Here is a 16,709-nt window from a genome sequence, read left to right on the forward strand (position 1 = left end):
GCAAGGAACGCACAGCATGGTTGCCTGCGTTCCTGAGCTACTACAACGCCAGGAGGCCCCACTCGGCCTTGGGCTACAGACCTCCAGCTTCCCGACTTGCCGGGTATAACCTATTGCAACTCGACAGCTAGCCCCGAACACCGCACTACCGTGGAAAGCCGCTCCTTCCCCGGCATCGCACGCATTGGTATCGTGAGAACCCGTGAGATCGATGCTGATGCGCCGGCCACTTCCGACCGCCAAGTCCGCCCCCGCCGGGACGGTGCCATGCACGCGGCGGAGCCCCTGGTCGCGCGCAATGCGTTGCCGGGCAGCGCCGCCGAAGCCGGGGCCCACTTGCGAGCGCCGCGGGCCCGTCTGCCACGGCATCTGCCGGACCTGAACGACACGCCGCCCCAATCGCCGGACCTGCCGGACCTGAACGACACGCCGGACTACTCCCCATCGTCAGCTGGGTCGTCCCAGACCTCGGATTCCGATGAAGAAGACTGGTTCAGCGATGGCGACGCGGCGCCCGACCCGCTCACGCTCCCCTTCGTGAACCATGCGGAACTCGGCATTCATGGCACGCCCCAGACCGCCCATGTCTTCGCATTGCTGGACATGCTGGACGCCCACCCGGAGCGGGAGCAGCAGGTGCTGCGCGCATCGGCCGACCTGCTCATGGAACTGGGGGCCCTGCCCGAATTGCGCGACGGGCTGGAGGACCGGGCCAGGGATGGGGCCTTGCATCCAGTCACGGCGGAGGCCATCTGGCAGTTGCAGGCTCTCCTGGTGCGCCTCGAAGACGACGACGATGTCGAGTCGGAAGACGAATCGGAAGACAACGAGCACGAAGAGCTCGCCCTGGACCTGCTGCGCCAGACCCGACCGCTGGGCTGGGAAATCGCCCGGTGGCTCGGCCAGGACCATTCGGATGCCGCAGCGTTGAGCACCTTCGATGACGAACCCCGGGCCCCCGCTTTCGCCCGCCTGCTGTCACGGCTGCGCGATGCCAGCCAAGATGGCCATGAAGACAGCGCATCCACGGCGCAGCGGGCGGAGCAGGTCGCCGCCGTCATCCATGCCGTGGCGGGCGATTCCGATCTGCGAGCGCAGGTCTACCTGATTGCGCAGACGGCCCTGGGCAGCTGCCGGGACAACGTCCTCGAAGGCTTTTCCAAGGTGCTGCTGGCCGTGAGCAACCACCAGATGGTGGCGGACATCCGCAGCGGTCGCGTGGATGCCGTGCAGTTCGACCGCTGGGCGGGGCAGCAATTTCGGCTGGCCTTGCTGGAGAGCGAAGTCACCCGGTTCATCCACCGCGAACTGCAGCGTCAGGACCTGGGGCCCTGGCCGAGACGCCAGTTGACGCGGGAGCCACTGGAGACCGTGATGCACGCCAAGCAGGCGCTGCGGGATCGGCTCGACCTGCCGCAAGGCACCGTGGCGAGCGTGCAGGCCGTGCAACTGAGCGTGCTGCGTGGAAATGACGTGAACGATCTGGAACACGCCGTGATGCAGCAGGCCCGCGACCCCGCCGCGTACGGTGACTTCCGCATGGGCCACACGACCTGGCGCGAAGGCATGAAGGCGCTGCACCCGCGCGCATTCGCGCAGCTCCAGCAGGCGCGCGACGACGATCCGTTTTTCGATGAAGACCTTCCCGCGCCCGCGGACTTGGAAGGGCAGGTCGAATACGCCATCCGCGCCCGGGCGGTCGAAGCGCGGTGGCGGTACGAGGAAGACCGCCTGCTGCGGCACCTGGCGGGCCTCGAAGCGCCAGTCCTCCCCGTGGAACCCGAGCCGGGCACGGCCTGAGCCGCTGCAGGCGGCCCATCCCGCTTCAGCCGGCGCCGCTGGGGTCCACCCGCCCCGGCACCGCCCACACCCGCCCGCCGCCGACGGCGAAGAACCGGCGCTCCGGTCCGGAGGTCATCGTCTGCCCTCCGGTGAACTCGCCGAACGCCGGCAGCACGGTGAGCTGCGGCCCCACCGCGAAGCAGGGCAGGCGCAGGGCGTCGCGCCCCCGCCCCCGCAGCACCACGGCGGGATGGACGTGGCCGGCGAGGACATGCAGCGCGCCATGCGCCTGCGGGTGGTGGCAGCAGGCGAACGGCCCGATGGGCCAGGGCTCGTTCACGATGGCGATGCCCAGACCCGCAGGCGGGTCGCCGGCATGGCTGTCGTGGTTGCCGCGCACCAAAACCACCTCCAGCGCGGCATGCATGGCGCGCCATGCCGCCAGGGCCGCCAACACGGCAGGCGACTGCGACTCGGCCGCGTGCAGAAAATCACCCAGCACCACGAGCTGCCGGGCATGGAGCAGCGCGATCTGCGCGGAAAGCCGGTCCAGGTTCTCGCGGGTGGTGCCCGATGGCACCGGCAGCCCCCGGGCACGGAAGGTGTCGGACTTGCCCAGGTGCAGGTCGGCGATGAACAACGTGCGCCCTGCCGGCCACCACAGGGCGCGGTCGGGCAGCAGATGCACCTCGGTGCCGGCCAGGTGGCAGACGGTGGCGCCCGCCGACAGGCGGGGCGGCTCCAGGGTGCGGCTCATGCGCCTGCCCCCGGGCGCGCCGTGGCGGGCGTTGTCTGGCACGGCCAGCGCATCGGAGTGGCAAGGCACGTGCGCAGGGTGATCGCGGCGGGAGGGCAGTAAAAACGGTGGACGTACGGCACGGGTCGGGATTGTCCCCGCTCACAGCCGGGGCAGCGGCCGGGAGGGCTTTCGCTCGCGCCGCCGCTTGGGAGCGCCCCCCGGCGCGGACTCGTCCGCCGAGGTGAGCGAAAAGTCGAGCGTGCGGCGCACCTCGGCCGCCGCGGCCTGCAGCGGATCGGCGGGCGTAGCGGGGGTGGCAGGGGTGGCAGGGGCGGCAGGCTCGGCCGGGGCTGCGGCCGCACCGGCCTTGGCGCGCTTGCGGGCGCGCAGCGGCGGATCGGGCGGCACCACGTCCTGCACGCGGGGCACGGCGGCGGCGGCCGCGCCGCGCGCATCGGCCGCGCTGTCCAGTTGCGCGAGCATGCGGGCGATGCGGTCGGCCAGATGCTCGTTGGTGAGCTTTTCGCGAAAGCGCTCCACCATGAGCGGAAAGGCGAAAGGGCTCGGCCGCAACAGCGGCCGCACCACCAGCTGCTGGCCCTGCATGCGGCGCAAGGCGGCCAGCAGCTGGGCAACGTCCAGCTCCTGGCTCAGCACCTCTTCGTCCGCCTGGCGCAGCAGCATGTTGGTGGTGTCGTATTTGCGAAAGACCTCGAAGAACAGTTGCGACGAGGCCTGCAGCTGGCGTGCGCTGCGGCGCTCGCCGGGGTGGCTCTGGAAGATCAGGCCCGACACGCGCGCGATCTCGCGAAAGCGCCGCCGCGCCATTTCGGTGGCGTTCAGGCTGGCGAGCACTTCGTGCAGCAGGGCATGGCGCTCGGGGTCGCCGTGGGGTGCCTCGGGCAGGGGGTGGCCTGCGGCATCGTCGGCCTCGGCCCGCGCGGCATTGGCGGTGTTGCGGATGACCAGGGCTTCGCTGGCGGGCACGCGCAGGCCGGAAGCGATCGCGCCGGGGGGCGGGTCCGTGGACGCTTCGGGGGCACCGGGCGCGGTGCGGGCTTGCGTGCTCAGCAGTTCGGGCAGCAGGGCCGCCCAGTCGCGTTCGGTGGCGCTGAGCAACTCCAGCCCGTAGTCGTTCACGGCGATGGAAAAGGTGCCTGCCTCGCCCTGCGCCGCGCGCCAGGCGAACAGGCTGGCCAGCCCGGTGTGGGCATGCCGCCCGGCAAAGGGGTACAGGAACAGATGCCAGCCTTCGCGGGTGTGCAGCGTTTCGGCCAGCAGCGTGCCGGGCGTGGGCAGGGCCGACCAGCGCTGCTGCACGTCGAGCAAGGGCCGCACGCTTTTCAGTTCGGGCGAGGCGTAGTCGCCTTGCGCCGCCAGCGCGAGCTGCCGCACCACGAAGTCGGCCAGCACGGTGGACAGCGGCATGCGCGAGCCCGCCCAGCGCGGCACGGTGGGGCGGCCGCGCGCGGCGCGGCGCACGTAGGCGGTCATGTCCTCGATCTTCACCATCTCCAGCACCTGGCCCGCGAAAACGAAGCAGTCGCCGGCCGACAGGCGCGAGAGAAAGCTCTCTTCCATGGTGCCCAGGCGCGCGCCGTGCAGCACCTGCACGGCCATGCTGGCATCGCTCACGATGGTGCCGATGTTGGAGCGGTGGCGGCGGGCCAGCCGCGCATCGGGCATGCGCCAGATGCCGTCCTCGTCCGGCACCACGCGCCGGTAGTCGGGGTACACGGCGAGCGAGGGGCCGCCCCGGTGCACGAAATCCAGGCACCACTGCCACACCTCGCGCGGCAGGTCGGCATAGGCGGCGGTGCGGCGCACCTCCGCGTAGAGCGCCTCGGGCTCGAAACCGCCGCCCAGCGCCACGGTGACGAGGTGCTGCACCAGCACGTCCACCGGGCGGCGCGGGCTGGCGCGCATCTCCACCTGCCCGGCGCGCACCGCGGCGCGTGCGGCGGCGGCCTCGACCAGCTCCAGGCTGTGCGTGGGCACGAGCGTGATGCGCGACGGCCGGCCCGGCGCATGCCCCGAGCGCCCGGCGCGCTGCAGCAGCCGCGCGATGCCCTTGGCCGAGCCGATCTGCAGAACGCGCTCCACGGGCAGAAAGTCCACGCCCAGGTCCAGGCTGGAGGTGCACACCACGGCGCGCAGGCGCCCTTCCTTGAGCCCGGCCTCGACCCATTCGCGCACGCCCCGGTCCAGCGATCCGTGGTGGATGGCCAGCTCGCCCGCCCAGTCGGGCCGTGCATCGAGGATGGCCTTGTACCAGACCTCGGCCTGCGAACGCACGTTGACGAAGACCAGCGTGGTGCGCGTGCCGGCCAGCTCGCGCACCACGGCGGGCAACATCGACAGCCCCAGGTGGCCGGCCCACGAAAAGCGTTCGGGGTGGTCCGGCAGCAGCGTGTCCACCACCAGGCGCTTGTCCACCCGGCCCTGCACCAGCACGCCCTCGCCAGCGCCGCCGTGCTCCGGTCCGGGCGGCTGTCCGAGCAAGGTCTGCATGGCCTCCGGCAGGTTGCCGAGCGTGGCCGACATGCCCCACACGCGCAGCGCGGGGTTCCAGCCCTGCAGACGGGCGATGGCCAGTTGCACCTGCACGCCGCGCTTGTTGCCCAGCAACTCGTGCCATTCGTCGGCCACCACCAGTTGCACGGACGACAGCACCTCGCGGGCATCGCCCCGCGCCAGCAGCAGCGACAGGCTCTCCGGCGTGGTCACCAGCACGGTGGGCAGCCGCCGCGACTGCGCGCTGCGCTCGCCACTGGCGGTGTCGCCGGTGCGGGCGCCCGCCGTCCAGCGCGCCACGCCGCCATGCACCGGCGCCAGCGCGTCGAGCGGGGCCTGCAGCGCCTTGAGCGTATCGGCCGCCAGCGCCCGCATCGGCGTGAGCCACAGCACCGTGAGCGGCGCGCTTGTGCCAGCGCGACCGCGCGAGGCGTTAGCTATATTTTTAATAGCAACACCCCCTAGTATTGATTGTGCTGGAGCATGATTTGGTTCAAAGCCTTTTGCCGACTCCGCCAAGGCCTGCAAGGCGCCCAGCCACACGGCATAGGTCTTGCCGGCGCCGGTGGTGGCGTGCAGCATCCCCGAGCGCCCTTCGGCCATGGCCTTCCACACCTGCTTCTGGAACGGGAACGGCTTCCATTCCCGCTGCGCGAACCAGTCGGCCACGGCGCGCTGTACGGTGGGGGGCTTCAGCGCCATCGCCCGCCTCCCCGCAGCAGCGGCCCCCACGAGGGCGTGGTGGCGGCAGCCATCGCACGGCCCGGGCGGGCGCGGCGCAGCTTCGGCGACAGGCGGGCCGCCCATGCGCTGCGCCCCCCGCGCACCGAGGCGCGCAGCGGCCTGCGGGGCCGGGGTGGCGCGCGCCGGAACGGGAGCGATGCCCAGCCCGTTCGCACCGCTTCCACCCAGCGCAGGCCGCGCAGATGGCCCGCCACGCAGCGCAAGGTCGCGGACAGCACGGAGGCTTTGTTCCGCAGCGCGCCGCTTCGGCGTGGCCGGGAAACCGCTGCGGGCCGCCGGGCCAGCATGCGGCCCCAGCCACGGCCCAGGAAAGCGGTCACGGCGCGGTGCTTTCCGGCCACGAACGGCATGGCGCGGCTCCGCCTCACGGGTCCGATCGCGGCAACAGCGCCGCGAGGGTGTCCACCGAATCGGCCTCTTCCACGGGTTTGTCCTCCCGCCAGCGCAGCATGCGCGGAAACCGCACCGCGATCCCGCTCTTGTGGCGCGAACTGCGCGCGATGCCTTCGAAACCCAGCTCGAACACCAGCGTCGGTCGCACGCTGCGCACGGGGCCGAAGGTTTCCACCGTGGTCTTGCGGATCACCGCATCGACCCGCGCCATCTCCGCATCGGTCAGGCCCGAATACGCCTTGGCGAACGGCACGAGCGAACGCCCTTGCGTGCCGGGCGGGCCGTCCCACACGGCGAAGGTGTAGTCGCTGTACAGGCTCGCGCGGCGTCCGTGGCCACGCTGTGCGTAGATCAGCACCGCGTCGATGCTCAAAGGGTCGATCTTCCACTTCCACCACGTGCCCACGTCCTTGGTGCGGCCCACGCCGTACTCGGCGTCGCGGGCCTTGAGCATCATGCCCTCCACCCCCAGCGAACGGGCCTGCTCGCGCTGCGTGGCGAGGTCTTCCCAGCGGTCGCCCTGCAGCACCGGGCTGCTCACCAGCGCCGGGTGCGACACGCGTGCGAGCAGTGCATCCAGCCGCTCCCGCCGCTCCCATTGGGGCCGGCGGCGCAGGTCTTCACCCCCTTCCTCCAGCAGATCGTAGGCCAGCAGCACGACCGGCAATTCGCGCAGCAGCTTCGGGCTCAGCGTCTTTCGGCCGATGCGCTTTTGCAGATCGGCGAACGGCCGCACATGGGCCACCGCATCGCCCTCGGCCGCGCGCCACACGACGATCTCGCCGTCCAGCACCGTTCCGTCGGGCAGCGCGTCGCCCAGGGCCTGCAATTCGGGAAAGCGGTCGCTCACCAATTCTTCGCCGCGCGACCAGATCCAGGTGGTGGCGCCATCGTTGCCCGCCCGCCGCACGATCTGCGCGCGGATGCCGTCCCACTTCCATTCCACGACCCATTGCCATGGCGGGCCGAGCACCTTGTCGAACTGCGATACCGGCAGCTGCAGCGGGTGCGCGAGAAAAAACGGATACGGGTGGCCCCGCACTTCGCCCCCGGCCGCGTCATCGCCCTCCTCGCCTTCTGCGGCGACCAGGCGCAGGTAATCGGCCTCGCCAGGGCGTGCGCCGATGTGCGTGTAGCCCATGAGCCGCTGGGCGATGCGCTTGGCGTCCACACCGCTGACCGCCGCCAGCGCCTGGGTGACCTGCAGCCGCGACACGCCCACGCGAAAGGCCCCGGTGATGAGCTTGAAATACACCAGCCGCTCCTGCACCGCCAGGCGTGCCCATTGCACGCGCAGGGTGCGGGCCAGATCCTCGGGCGGCATGCCGCGCAGGGGCAGCAGGTGCTGCTCCATCCAGTCGGCCAGGCCCAGGGCCTGCACCTCGGCCGGCGTGGGGAGCAGCAGCGAAATGGTTTCCGCCAAGTCGCCCACGGCCTCATAACTCTCATCGAACAGCCATTCGGGCAGGCCCGCCGCATCGCGCGCCAGGGCACGCAGCAGTTTGGTCGGCACCAGTTGGCGTGGCTTGCCGCCCGCCAGGAAATACACCGCCCAGGCGGCATCGGCCGGCTGCGCGGTCCGCAGATAGGCCTGCAGCGCCGCTTGCTTGGCGAGGTTGGAGGTGCTGGCGTCGAGCGCGCGGTACAGCGCGGCGAAGTCATTCATGGCAGGGCGGTGGGCGGAATGCGGGGCTGTGCGAAAGAGAGCGATTCGGAAGAAGGCGGGCCGGCATCAGCGGTGATGGCCTGAGCCGCAGCGGCGACCTCTCCAGGCCCTTCTCCGGCCAATTCGGGGGTTGCGTCGATCACCGGCGAGGCGTCTCCGCCCGGCGCTGCGATGGCGGCGGCGGCGGTGACGTTGCCGCCCTCCGATCCATCGGCCCCGCTGGCCTGGCCTGGCCCGGCCGCCGGGGCGGCAGTCTCCTGATCGTCCTCGTCACCGTATTCCGTGTGGAACGACTGCGCCTCCAGCCCTTGCTCGCACAGCCAGCGCACCAGCACGGCCACGCTCCCGTGCGTGACGAAGACGCGCTCCGCGCCCGTCGCGCCGATCGCGCGCTGCAGTCCCGGCCAATCCGCGTGGTCCGACATGACGAATCCGCGGTCCACGCCACGGCGCCTGCGCGTGCCGCGCAACTGCATCCAGCCGCTGGCGAAGGCATCCGCGTGGCGAGCGAAGCGGCGCATCCACGGCGTGCCCTGGGCCGACGGCGGCGCGATGACCAGCGCGGTCTTGAGCATCTGGGCGTCCACGCCCGGATCGGTCACGCGGAAGGTCGGCGGCAGGTCCACGCCCGCCGCGCGGTACACGGCATTGAGCGGCTCCACCGCACCATGCACCACGATCGGCCCGATGCTGCGGTCCACGCCATGCAGGATGCGCTGCGCCTTGCCGAAGGCATAGCACAGCAGCACGGAAGGCCGTCCCTGCTCCGCGTTGGCACGCCACCAGGCGTTGATGTCCGCGAACAGCACAGGCTGCGTGGGCCAGCGGTAGATGGGCAGGCCGAAGGTCGATTCGGTGATGAACGTGTCGCAACGCACCGGCTCGAACGGCGTGCAGGTGCCGTCGGCCTCGGTCTTGTAGTCGCCCGAGGCCACCCAGACCCGGCCGCCGTGCTCCAGCCGCACCTGGGCGGAGCCGAGCACATGGCCCGCCGGGTGCAGCGACAGGCGCACGCCGTGGTGTTCGATGGTTTCGCCGTAGGCCAGCGTCTGCAGCGCGATGTCGGCGCCGAGCCGGGCGCGCAGCACGCCTTCGCTGTCGGTGTGTGCCAGGTAGTGCCCATGCCCCACACGGGCGTGGTCCGAGTGGCCGTGGGTGATGAACGCGCGGTGGACCGGCCGCCACGGGTCGATGTAGAAGTCGCCCGCCGTGCAGTAAAGGCCTTCGGGGCGCGCGACGATCAGGTCCACGTCACCACGCGCCATGGCCGCAGTCGTTTGCAAAAGGGGAGAAGCGCCGACGAGCGACCTGTCTGACCCCGCCGCCCAATGCGCCGTACGTAGAAGGAGGTGCTGTGTGCGCTTGCATGCCGAATGCTAGCGCCCGGCCTTTCCCGTCCCAGGTGAGCAACGCCGCATGCCCCTGTCAGCCGACGCCTACCCAGAACGCCGGATGCCCGTGCATCGCCCTTTTCCGCCGTCCGCGCCTGAAGGGACAGCGGCACGAAAACCGATCGCCCATGAAAAAGCCGCCCGAAGGCGGCTCTGGCAGAAACGGAACGAGGGGCCAGCCCGTCGATCAGCGCTTCTGGCGGAACCTGCGCAGCGCAGCGATCTGCGCGGCCATCACGGCCAGTTCCGATTGCGCCTTGGCCAGGTCCAGATCGCTCTTGGCGTTCTTGACGGCCTCTTCGGCCGCGGCCTTGGCCTGGTTGGCCTTCTCGTCGTCCAGATCCTTGCCGCGCACGGCGGTATCGGACAGCACGGTCACGCGGTCGGGCTGCACTTCCAGGATGCCACCGGCCACGAAGACGAACTCTTCGCTGCCGTCGGCCATCTCGATGCGCACCGAACCGGGCTTGATCCGGGTGATCAGCGGGGTATGGCGGGCATAGATGCCCAGCTCACCGGCTTCTCCGGGCAGAGCGACGAACCGTGCCTCGCCGGAGAAGATGGACTCTTCGGCGCTGACGACATCGACGTGAATGGTGTTCATGGGGGTTCCTTCCAAAAGTCGGGAAAGCTGGGGGACCGGCAGCGGCACCGCCGGCTGGCGTGGGCGGATGCCGGTCAAGGCACCTTCCCACAACGCCAGGGCGCAGCGCAGCCGAGCCGCGCGCCGCCTTACGCGACCTTCTTGGCCTTTTCGAAGGCTTCGTCGATCGTGCCGACCATGTAGAACGCCTGCTCTGGCAGGTGATCGCACTCGCCGTTCACGATCATCTTGAAACCACGGATGGTTTCAGCCAGCGGGACGTACTTGCCAGGCGAACCCGTGAACACTTCGGCCACGTGGAAAGGCTGGGACAGGAACCGCTGAATCTTCCGGGCGCGGGCCACGGCCAGCTTGTCATCGGGAGCCAGTTCGTCCATGCCCAGAATGGCGATGATGTCGCGCAGTTCCTTGTAGCGCTGCAGCGTGCCTTGCACGGCGCGGGCCACGTTGTAGTGCTCTTCTCCCACCACGGCCGGCGACAGCTGGCGCGAGGTCGAATCCAGCGGGTCCACGGCGGGGTAGATGCCCAGCGACGCGATTTCACGCGACAGCGCCACGGTGGAGTCCAAGTGGGCGAAGGTGGTGGCTGGCGATGGATCGGTGTAATCGTCGGCAGGCACGTAAACGGCCTGGATCGAGGTGATCGAGCCGACCTTGGTGGACGTGATCCGCTCCTGCAGGCGGCCCATTTCCTCGGCCAGCGTCGGCTGGTAGCCCACGGCGGAAGGCATACGGCCCAGCAGTGCGGACACTTCGGTACCGGCCAGCGTGTAGCGGTAGATGTTGTCCACGAAGAACAGCACGTCGCGGCCTTCGTCGCGGAACGATTCGGCGATCGTCAGGCCGGTCAGGGCCACGCGCAGACGGTTGCCCGGGGGCTCGTTCATCTGGCCGTACACCATGGCGACCTTCGAGTCCTCGAGCTTCTCGAGGTTCACCACGCCGGAGTCGGCCATTTCGTGATAGAAGTCGTTCCCTTCGCGGGTCCGCTCGCCCACACCAGCGAACACCGACACGCCCGAGTGGGCCTTGGCGATGTTGTTGATGAGTTCCATCATGTTCACGGTCTTGCCCACGCCGGCACCACCGAACAGGCCCACCTTGCCGCCCTTGGCGAACGGGCACACCAGATCGATCACCTTGATGCCGGTTTCCAGCAGCTCCTGCGATGGCGACAGTTCGTCGTATGCAGGGGCCTTGCGGTGGATGGAGGCCGTCAACTCCTGGCTGACCGGGCCGCGTTCGTCGATGGGCGCACCCAGCACGTCCATGATTCGGCCCAGCGTCGCCTTGCCCACGGGCACGGTGATCGGGTTACCGGTGTTGCTCACCATGATGCCGCGGCGCAGGCCGTCCGACGAACCCAGCGCGATGGTGCGAACAATGCCGTCACCCAGCTGCTGCTGGACTTCCAGCGTCAGCGTGGAACCGTCGAGCTTCAGGGCGTCGTAAACCTTCGGCATCTGGTCGCGCGGGAACTCCACGTCCACCACGGCGCCGATACACTGAACAATCTTGCCTTGCACTTGAGCCATTTTTTGCTCCAAATAAATGTGGGTTGAGCTGTCTGTTTACACAGCAGCAGCGCCGGACACGATTTCCGAAAGTTCTTTCGTGATCGCTGCCTGACGCGTTTTGTTGTAGACCAGCTTCAACTCGCCGATGACGTTGCCTGCGTTGTCGGTGGCGGCCTTCATGGCCACCATGCGCGCGGACTGCTCGGAGGCCATGTTTTCAGCCACGGCCTGGTAGATCAGGGACTCGACGTAGCGCAAAAGCAGCTCGTCGATGACGCTCTGGGCATCGGGCTCGTAGATGTAGTCCCAACCGTGCTCGGTCTTCTCGGCCTCCATCTGCGCGGAAGACAGGGGGAGCAGACGCTCCACCACGGATTCCTGCCGCATGGTGTTGATGAACTTGGTGTACCCCAGGTACACCGCGTTGATCTTGCCTTCGGCATATGCGTCCAGCAGCACCTTCACGGGGCCGATCAGCTTGTCCAGATGCGGCGTGTCGCCCAGACCGGTGACGTGCGAAACCACCTTGGCACCGACGCGGTTCAGGAAACCCAGGCCTTTGTTGCCAATGGCCACGGCTTCCGTGGAAACGCCAGCGGATTGCAACTCGCGCAGCTTGGTGGTCACGGCACGCAACACGTTGGTGTTCATGCCGCCACACAGGCCCTTGTCGGTCGTCACCACGATGACACCGGCCGCCTTCGTATCGTTTTCCTTCATGAAAGGATGGACGTACTCGGGATTTGCCTTGCCCAGGTTGGCGGCGATGTTGCGGATCTTCTCGCTGTAAGGACGGGCTGCGCGCATCCGGTCCTGCGCCTTGCGCATCTTGGACGCGGCCACCATTTCCATGGCCTTGGTGATCTTCTTGGTGTTTTCCACCGATTTGATCTTGCCGCGTATTTCCTTGCCTGCTGCCATGATGATTCCTCGTTCGGTTTAGGCGAACGACTTCTTGAACGCGCCGATGGCAGCGGTCAATTCGGCCTCAGCATCCTTGTCCATGGCCTTGGCCTGCTCCAGCTTGGACAGCAGGGCGCCGTGGCTGGTCTTCAGGAACTGGTGCAGGCCGTGTTCGAAGTCGAGCACTTTCTTCACTTCGATGTCGTCCATGAAGCCCTTGTTCACCGCGAACAGCGTGGCACCCATCAGCGAGATGGGCAGCGGGCTGTACTGGGCTTGCTTGAGCAGTTCGGTCACGCGGGCACCGCGGTCCAGCTGCTTGCGGGTGGCTTCGTCCAGGTCGGAAGCGAACTGCGCGAACGCAGCCAATTCCCGGTACTGGGCCAGATCGGTACGGATACCGCCGGACAGGCTCTTGATGATCTTGGTCTGGGCTGCACCACCGACGCGCGACACCGAAATACCGGCGTTGATGGCGGGGCGGATACCTGCGTTGAACAGGTTGGTTTCCAGGAAGATCTGGCCGTCCGTGATCGAAATCACGTTGGTCGGAACGAAGGCGGACACGTCGCCGGCTTGCGTTTCGATGATGGGCAGCGCCGTCAGCGAACCGGTCTTGCCCTTGACTTCACCCTTGGTGAAGGCTTCGACGTAGTCGGCGTTCACGCGGGCTGCGCGTTCCAGCAGGCGGCTGTGGAGATAGAACACGTCGCCGGGATAGGCTTCGCGGCCTGGTGGGCGGCGCAGCAGCAGCGAAACCTGGCGGTAGGCCACAGCCTGCTTGGACAGGTCGTCATAGACGATCAGCGCGTCTTCGCCGCGGTCGCGGAAATATTCGCCCATCGTGCAACCGGAGTAGGCCGACACGTATTGCATGGCGGCGGATTCGGAAGCCGAAGCGGCCACGACGATCGTGTACTCCATCGCGCCGGCTTGCTCGAGAGCACGCACGACGTTCTTGATGGACGAAGCCTTCTGGCCGATCGCGACGTAGATACACGTCACGCCCTGGCCCTTCTGGGCAATGATGGCGTCGATCGCGACAGCGGTCTTGCCGGTCTGGCGGTCGCCGATGATCAGTTCGCGCTGGCCACGGCCCACGGGCACCATGGAGTCGATCGACTTCAGGCCGGTTTGAAGAGGCTGGTCCACCGATTTACGGGCGATCACGCCCGGAGCGACCTTTTCGATCACATCGGTGAGCTTGGCGTTGATCGGGCCCTTGCCGTCGATCGGCTGGCCCAGCGCGTTCACCACGCGGCCCACGAGTTCGGGGCCGACGGGCACTTCCAGAATGCGGCCCGTGCACTTCACGGTGTCGCCTTCGGAGATGTGCTCGTATTCACCCAGAATCACCGCGCCGACGGAGTCGCGCTCAAGGTTCAGCGCCAGGCCATAGGAAGGCGCACCCTCCTTGGTGGCGGGGAACTCCAGCATTTCGCCCTGCATCACGTCGGACAGGCCGTGCACGCGCACGATACCGTCGGACACGGACACCACGGTGCCCTGATTGCGGATGTCGCTGCTGGCTGCCAGCCCTTCGATGCGGCTCTTGATCAGTTCAGAAATTTCTGCGGGATTGAGTTGCATGACTCTTTCCTTCTTTCTTTGGTTAGCCGAGACCTCAATCCGCTTACGCAGTGAGGGCCGCTTTCATTTGTTCCAGACGGGCTTTGACGGAGGTGTCGAGCACCTCGTCTCCCACGACTACGCGAACGCCGCCGATCAGGGATTCGTCCACCTGTACCGAGACATTCAACTTGCGGCCGAAGCGCTTTTCGAGCACTGCGTCCAGACCGGACAACGCGGCGGCATCCAGCGGAAATGCACTGAAAACCACGGCATCGGAAGAACCGTTGCGCCGATTCACCAGCGTACGGAACTGGGCAGCCACCTCGGGAAGGGCATCCACTCGGCCGTTCTCGATGATGACGCGCAGAAAGTTGCGCGCTGCCTCGGGCAACGCGCTGCGAACCACGCCCGTGATGACGTCGAACACCTGTTCGGACGTCACCTTGGGGTTGTCCGCCAGTTGGCGCACTTGCGGATTGGCGGCAATCGCCGCCACTTCTTCCACCCAGGCCACGGTGCCGTTCAGGTCGGCACCCGGCTGGGACGCACTGGCCTTGAACAGGGCTTCCGCGTAAGGGCGGGCAATGGTGGCGAGTTCTGCCATGTTGCTTCGGCTCCTTACAGCTCGGTCTTCAGGCGGTTCAGCAGGTCGGCATGGACGCCAGCATCGACTTCCTTGCGGAGAATCTGCTCAGCACCCTTGACGGCCAGCGCAGCCACTTGCTCGCGCAGGGCTTCACGGGCCTGGATCGACTGCTGCTCGGCATCTGCACGGGCAGCGGCGACGATCTTGTTGCCTTCCTCGGTCGCACGGGCCTTGGCCTCGTCGATGATGGCCTGGGCGCGTCGCTCGGCATCCGCAATGCGCGATGCCGTTTCGTTGCGCGTCTGGGCCAGTTCCTTTTCGACGCGCTGGTTGACAGCGGTCAATTCGGTCTTGGCACGGTCGGCGGCAGCGAGGCCATCGGCGATTTTCTGGGCTCGTTCGTCCAGTGCCTTCGCGATCGGGGGCCACACGAACTTCATCGTGAACAGCACCAGAATCAGAAAGACGATGGCCTGAACGAACAGGGTCGCGTTGATACTCACGGCAACACCTTTCTAGTTGGGCGTTGAACGGAGCTTAGGCCAGGACGAAGGGGTTGGCGAAAGCGAACAGCAGCGCGATGGCCACGCCGATCAGGAATGCGGCGTCGATCAGACCGGCCAAGATGAACATCTTGGTTTGCAGTTCGTTGATCAGCTCAGGCTGGCGAGCAGACGCTTCGAGGTACTTGCCACCCATCAGTGCGATGCCGATCGAAGCGCCGATAGCGCCGAGACCCACGATCAGACCACAAGCCAGAGCGACGAGACCGAGAACGTTTTCCATGATGACTCCTAGGATGAAAAGAAAGGAAGGTTGATAAAGAAAGGGAAAGGATCAGTGAGCTTCATGCGCCTGGCCGAGATAGATCAGCGCAAGCATCATGAAAATGAAGGCCTGCAGGGTGATCACCAGGATGTGGAAGATCGCCCAGATCGAGCCTGCAATGATGTGCCCCAGGGGGAGCAACACACCGGAAAGCGACATGGCAGCAGCACCGCCCATCAGGGCAATCAGCATGAACACCAACTCACCAGCGTACATGTTGCCGAACAGCCGCATGCCATGCGACACGGTCTTGGCAATGTATTCAATGATCTGCATGAGCAGATTGACCACGCCCAGGATCAGGGCGAAGACGGGATTTTTGCTCGTGCCGAAAGGCGCGGTGACCAACTCGTGCGCCCAGCCGCCCAGGCCCTTGATCTTCACGCTGTAGTAAAGGCACAGCACCAGCACGGAGAACGACAGGCCGAGGGTCGTGGACAAATCGGCCGTGGGAACCACCCGCAGGTATGCATGTTGCGGGTCGTGGCCGGCGGCACCGTAGATCTGGGCCCAGATGGCGGGCAGCAGATCGACCGGCAGCATGTCCATGGCGTTCATCAGGAAGATCCAGACGAAGACGGTCAATGCCAGGGGGGCGATGAACTTGCGGCTTTCGGCGTTGTGGATGTTCGCCTTGGCCTGGTTGTCCACCATCTCGACCAGGATTTCCACCGCTGCCTGGAAACGACCCGGCACGCCGGAGGTCGCGGTGCGCGCAGCGCGCCAAAAAACAAAAAGTGCGATGAAACCGAGAACCAAACCCACGATCACGGAATCGAAGTTCACCACGGAGAAATCGACGATGGACTTCTGCTTGATGTTCTGGAGATGCTGCAAGTGGTGAACGATGTATTCACTGGCAGTCGGTGCATGCGCTTCTGCGGCCATCGGACAACTCTTCTATCAATATCAATCGGTTTTTCGGACACCGGGCCGCACCATGAGGGCGATCCAGTACGTTTTCATCGTCACTACCATGCCAGCCAGCAATGCCAGCCAACTCAGCCCCGGAACCAACCGGGGTACCGCCGCCAACATGGCCACGGTCATTGCAATCTTGACCAACTCCCACCCGAAAAGGCTCGCCATCGCACTCCCTGCGGAAGTTTGATGCCGGGCCACGCCACGGGCGAACAAGGCTGCAGGCAGCACAACCGCCAGCGCACCGTATCCGGTAGACCAGGCCACGTTCGGCTTGCCGGAGACCAGCCATGCCACCAGGGCCGCCAGCACTCCAACCAATGCCTGACCCCAGACGATCCGCCATACGGAGATACGCGGATGACGCTGGCGCCACTGCGCAGCCTCTTCGGCAGACAGGGGCTTGAAGTCAGAATCTTCAACCTCAGTTTCAGTGCCGGGAGCGTTTGTTTTCATTGAGGAATGACGCTCTCTTTACAGACCGAAACTTTCACAAAGCCCCTGATTATAAGTAAAAACCACTTTCATCCAGCAATGACCTCTTAGGTC

General features: G+C 66.9%; 16 protein-coding genes. 2 read left to right on the top strand and 14 right to left on the bottom strand.

The window, feature by feature from the left end:
* Together AVHM3334_RS07960 and AVHM3334_RS07965 are read left to right on the top strand one after the other, a co-directional pair.
* Positions 1–131, top strand: a 131-nt coding sequence (locus AVHM3334_RS07960) for an integrase core domain-containing protein (protein WP_284411383.1), incomplete at its 5' end; no start/stop codon positions are given.
* 19 nt (positions 132–150) lie between these two features.
* Positions 151–1,800, top strand: a complete 1,650-nt coding sequence (locus AVHM3334_RS07965) for an NEL-type E3 ubiquitin ligase domain-containing protein (RefSeq protein ID WP_284411180.1) — start codon at positions 151–153, stop codon at positions 1,798–1,800.
* A 25-nt stretch (positions 1,801–1,825) separates the two neighbouring features.
* On the opposite strand, the gene pdeM is transcribed toward AVHM3334_RS07965, so the two are convergent.
* The 14 genes from pdeM to AVHM3334_RS08035 form a co-directional block, all read right to left on the bottom strand.
* Positions 1,826–2,539 (bottom strand): ligase-associated DNA damage response endonuclease PdeM, encoded by a 714-nt coding sequence (gene pdeM / locus AVHM3334_RS07970; protein WP_284411384.1) that lies wholly within the window; start codon positions 2,537–2,539, stop codon positions 1,826–1,828.
* Positions 2,540–2,680: 141 nt separating this feature from the next.
* Positions 2,681–5,737 (bottom strand): ligase-associated DNA damage response DEXH box helicase, encoded by a 3,057-nt coding sequence (locus tag AVHM3334_RS07975; RefSeq protein WP_284411182.1) that lies wholly within the window; start codon positions 5,735–5,737, stop codon positions 2,681–2,683.
* Positions 5,728–6,129, bottom strand: a complete 402-nt coding sequence (locus AVHM3334_RS07980; RefSeq protein WP_284411183.1) for a hypothetical protein — start codon at positions 6,127–6,129, stop codon at positions 5,728–5,730. The genes AVHM3334_RS07975 and AVHM3334_RS07980 overlap by 10 nt, the downstream gene beginning before the upstream one ends.
* A gap of 14 nt (positions 6,130–6,143) precedes the next feature.
* Positions 6,144–7,838: an ATP-dependent DNA ligase gene (locus AVHM3334_RS07985; protein WP_284411184.1), complete on the bottom strand. Its 1,695-nt coding sequence runs from the start codon at positions 7,836–7,838 to the stop codon at positions 6,144–6,146.
* Positions 7,835–9,103, bottom strand: a complete 1,269-nt coding sequence (locus AVHM3334_RS07990) for a ligase-associated DNA damage response exonuclease (protein WP_284411186.1) — start codon at positions 9,101–9,103, stop codon at positions 7,835–7,837. Before AVHM3334_RS07990 ends, AVHM3334_RS07985 begins: the two co-directional genes overlap by 4 nt.
* Before the next feature lie 313 nt (positions 9,104–9,416).
* A complete protein-coding gene (locus tag AVHM3334_RS07995; RefSeq protein ID WP_284411188.1) occupies positions 9,417–9,833 on the bottom strand; it encodes a F0F1 ATP synthase subunit epsilon in 417 nt (138 codons plus the stop codon).
* A 128-nt stretch (positions 9,834–9,961) separates the two neighbouring features.
* Positions 9,962–11,368, bottom strand: a complete 1,407-nt coding sequence (atpD, locus tag AVHM3334_RS08000; RefSeq protein ID WP_284411190.1) for a F0F1 ATP synthase subunit beta — start codon at positions 11,366–11,368, stop codon at positions 9,962–9,964.
* A gap of 36 nt (positions 11,369–11,404) precedes the next feature.
* Entirely contained in the window at positions 11,405–12,271 is an 867-nt protein-coding gene (atpG, locus tag AVHM3334_RS08005; RefSeq protein WP_284411192.1) for a F0F1 ATP synthase subunit gamma, read from the bottom strand.
* An 18-nt stretch (positions 12,272–12,289) separates the two neighbouring features.
* A complete protein-coding gene (gene atpA, locus AVHM3334_RS08010) occupies positions 12,290–13,843 on the bottom strand; it encodes a F0F1 ATP synthase subunit alpha (protein ID WP_284411194.1) in 1,554 nt (517 codons plus the stop codon).
* Between the two features lie 43 nt (positions 13,844–13,886).
* Positions 13,887–14,429, bottom strand: a complete 543-nt coding sequence (locus AVHM3334_RS08015) for a F0F1 ATP synthase subunit delta (protein ID WP_284411196.1) — start codon at positions 14,427–14,429, stop codon at positions 13,887–13,889.
* 14 nt (positions 14,430–14,443) lie between these two features.
* Positions 14,444–14,914: a F0F1 ATP synthase subunit B gene (locus AVHM3334_RS08020; RefSeq protein WP_284411198.1), complete on the bottom strand. Its 471-nt coding sequence runs from the start codon at positions 14,912–14,914 to the stop codon at positions 14,444–14,446.
* Between the two features lie 34 nt (positions 14,915–14,948).
* Positions 14,949–15,197 carry a F0F1 ATP synthase subunit C gene (gene atpE, locus AVHM3334_RS08025; protein ID WP_092745139.1) on the bottom strand — a complete coding sequence of 83 codons (249 nt, stop codon included), beginning with the start codon at positions 15,195–15,197 and terminating at the stop codon, positions 14,949–14,951.
* A 51-nt stretch (positions 15,198–15,248) separates the two neighbouring features.
* A complete protein-coding gene (gene atpB, locus AVHM3334_RS08030) occupies positions 15,249–16,127 on the bottom strand; it encodes a F0F1 ATP synthase subunit A (protein WP_284411200.1) in 879 nt (292 codons plus the stop codon).
* A gap of 21 nt (positions 16,128–16,148) precedes the next feature.
* Complete coding sequence (locus AVHM3334_RS08035; RefSeq protein ID WP_284411202.1) at positions 16,149–16,616, bottom strand: ATP synthase subunit I; 468 nt, start codon at positions 16,614–16,616, stop codon at positions 16,149–16,151.
* Positions 16,617–16,709: the final 93 nt, after the last annotated feature.

Source organism: Acidovorax sp. SUPP3334 (assembly GCF_030159055.1).
GTDB lineage: Bacteria > Pseudomonadota > Gammaproteobacteria > Burkholderiales > Burkholderiaceae_C > Paracidovorax.

Bases quoted from the DNA above. Each gene is read 5' to 3' on its own strand.
- AVHM3334_RS07985 (WP_284411184.1), bottom strand. From the start codon at position 7,838: ATGAATGACTTCGCCGCGCTGTACCGCGCGCTCGACGCCAGCACCTCC.
- atpA (WP_284411194.1), bottom strand. From the start codon at position 13,843: ATGCAACTCAATCCCGCAGAAATTTCTGAACTGATCAAGAGCCGCATC.
- AVHM3334_RS07990 (WP_284411186.1), bottom strand. From the start codon at position 9,103: ATGGCGCGTGGTGACGTGGACCTGATCGTCGCGCGCCCCGAAGGCCTT.
- atpE (WP_092745139.1), bottom strand. From the start codon at position 15,197: ATGGAAAACGTTCTCGGTCTCGTCGCTCTGGCTTGTGGTCTGATCGTG.
- pdeM (WP_284411384.1), bottom strand. From the start codon at position 2,539: ATGAGCCGCACCCTGGAGCCGCCCCGCCTGTCGGCGGGCGCCACCGTC.
- atpB (WP_284411200.1), bottom strand. From the start codon at position 16,127: ATGGCCGCAGAAGCGCATGCACCGACTGCCAGTGAATACATCGTTCAC.
- atpG (WP_284411192.1), bottom strand. From the start codon at position 12,271: ATGGCAGCAGGCAAGGAAATACGCGGCAAGATCAAATCGGTGGAAAAC.
- AVHM3334_RS07995 (WP_284411188.1), bottom strand. From the start codon at position 9,833: ATGAACACCATTCACGTCGATGTCGTCAGCGCCGAAGAGTCCATCTTC.
- AVHM3334_RS07980 (WP_284411183.1), bottom strand. From the start codon at position 6,129: ATGCCGTTCGTGGCCGGAAAGCACCGCGCCGTGACCGCTTTCCTGGGC.
- AVHM3334_RS08035 (WP_284411202.1), bottom strand. From the start codon at position 16,616: ATGAAAACAAACGCTCCCGGCACTGAAACTGAGGTTGAAGATTCTGAC.
- AVHM3334_RS07975 (WP_284411182.1), bottom strand. From the start codon at position 5,737: ATGGCGCTGAAGCCCCCCACCGTACAGCGCGCCGTGGCCGACTGGTTC.
- AVHM3334_RS08015 (WP_284411196.1), bottom strand. From the start codon at position 14,429: ATGGCAGAACTCGCCACCATTGCCCGCCCTTACGCGGAAGCCCTGTTC.
- atpD (WP_284411190.1), bottom strand. From the start codon at position 11,368: ATGGCTCAAGTGCAAGGCAAGATTGTTCAGTGTATCGGCGCCGTGGTG.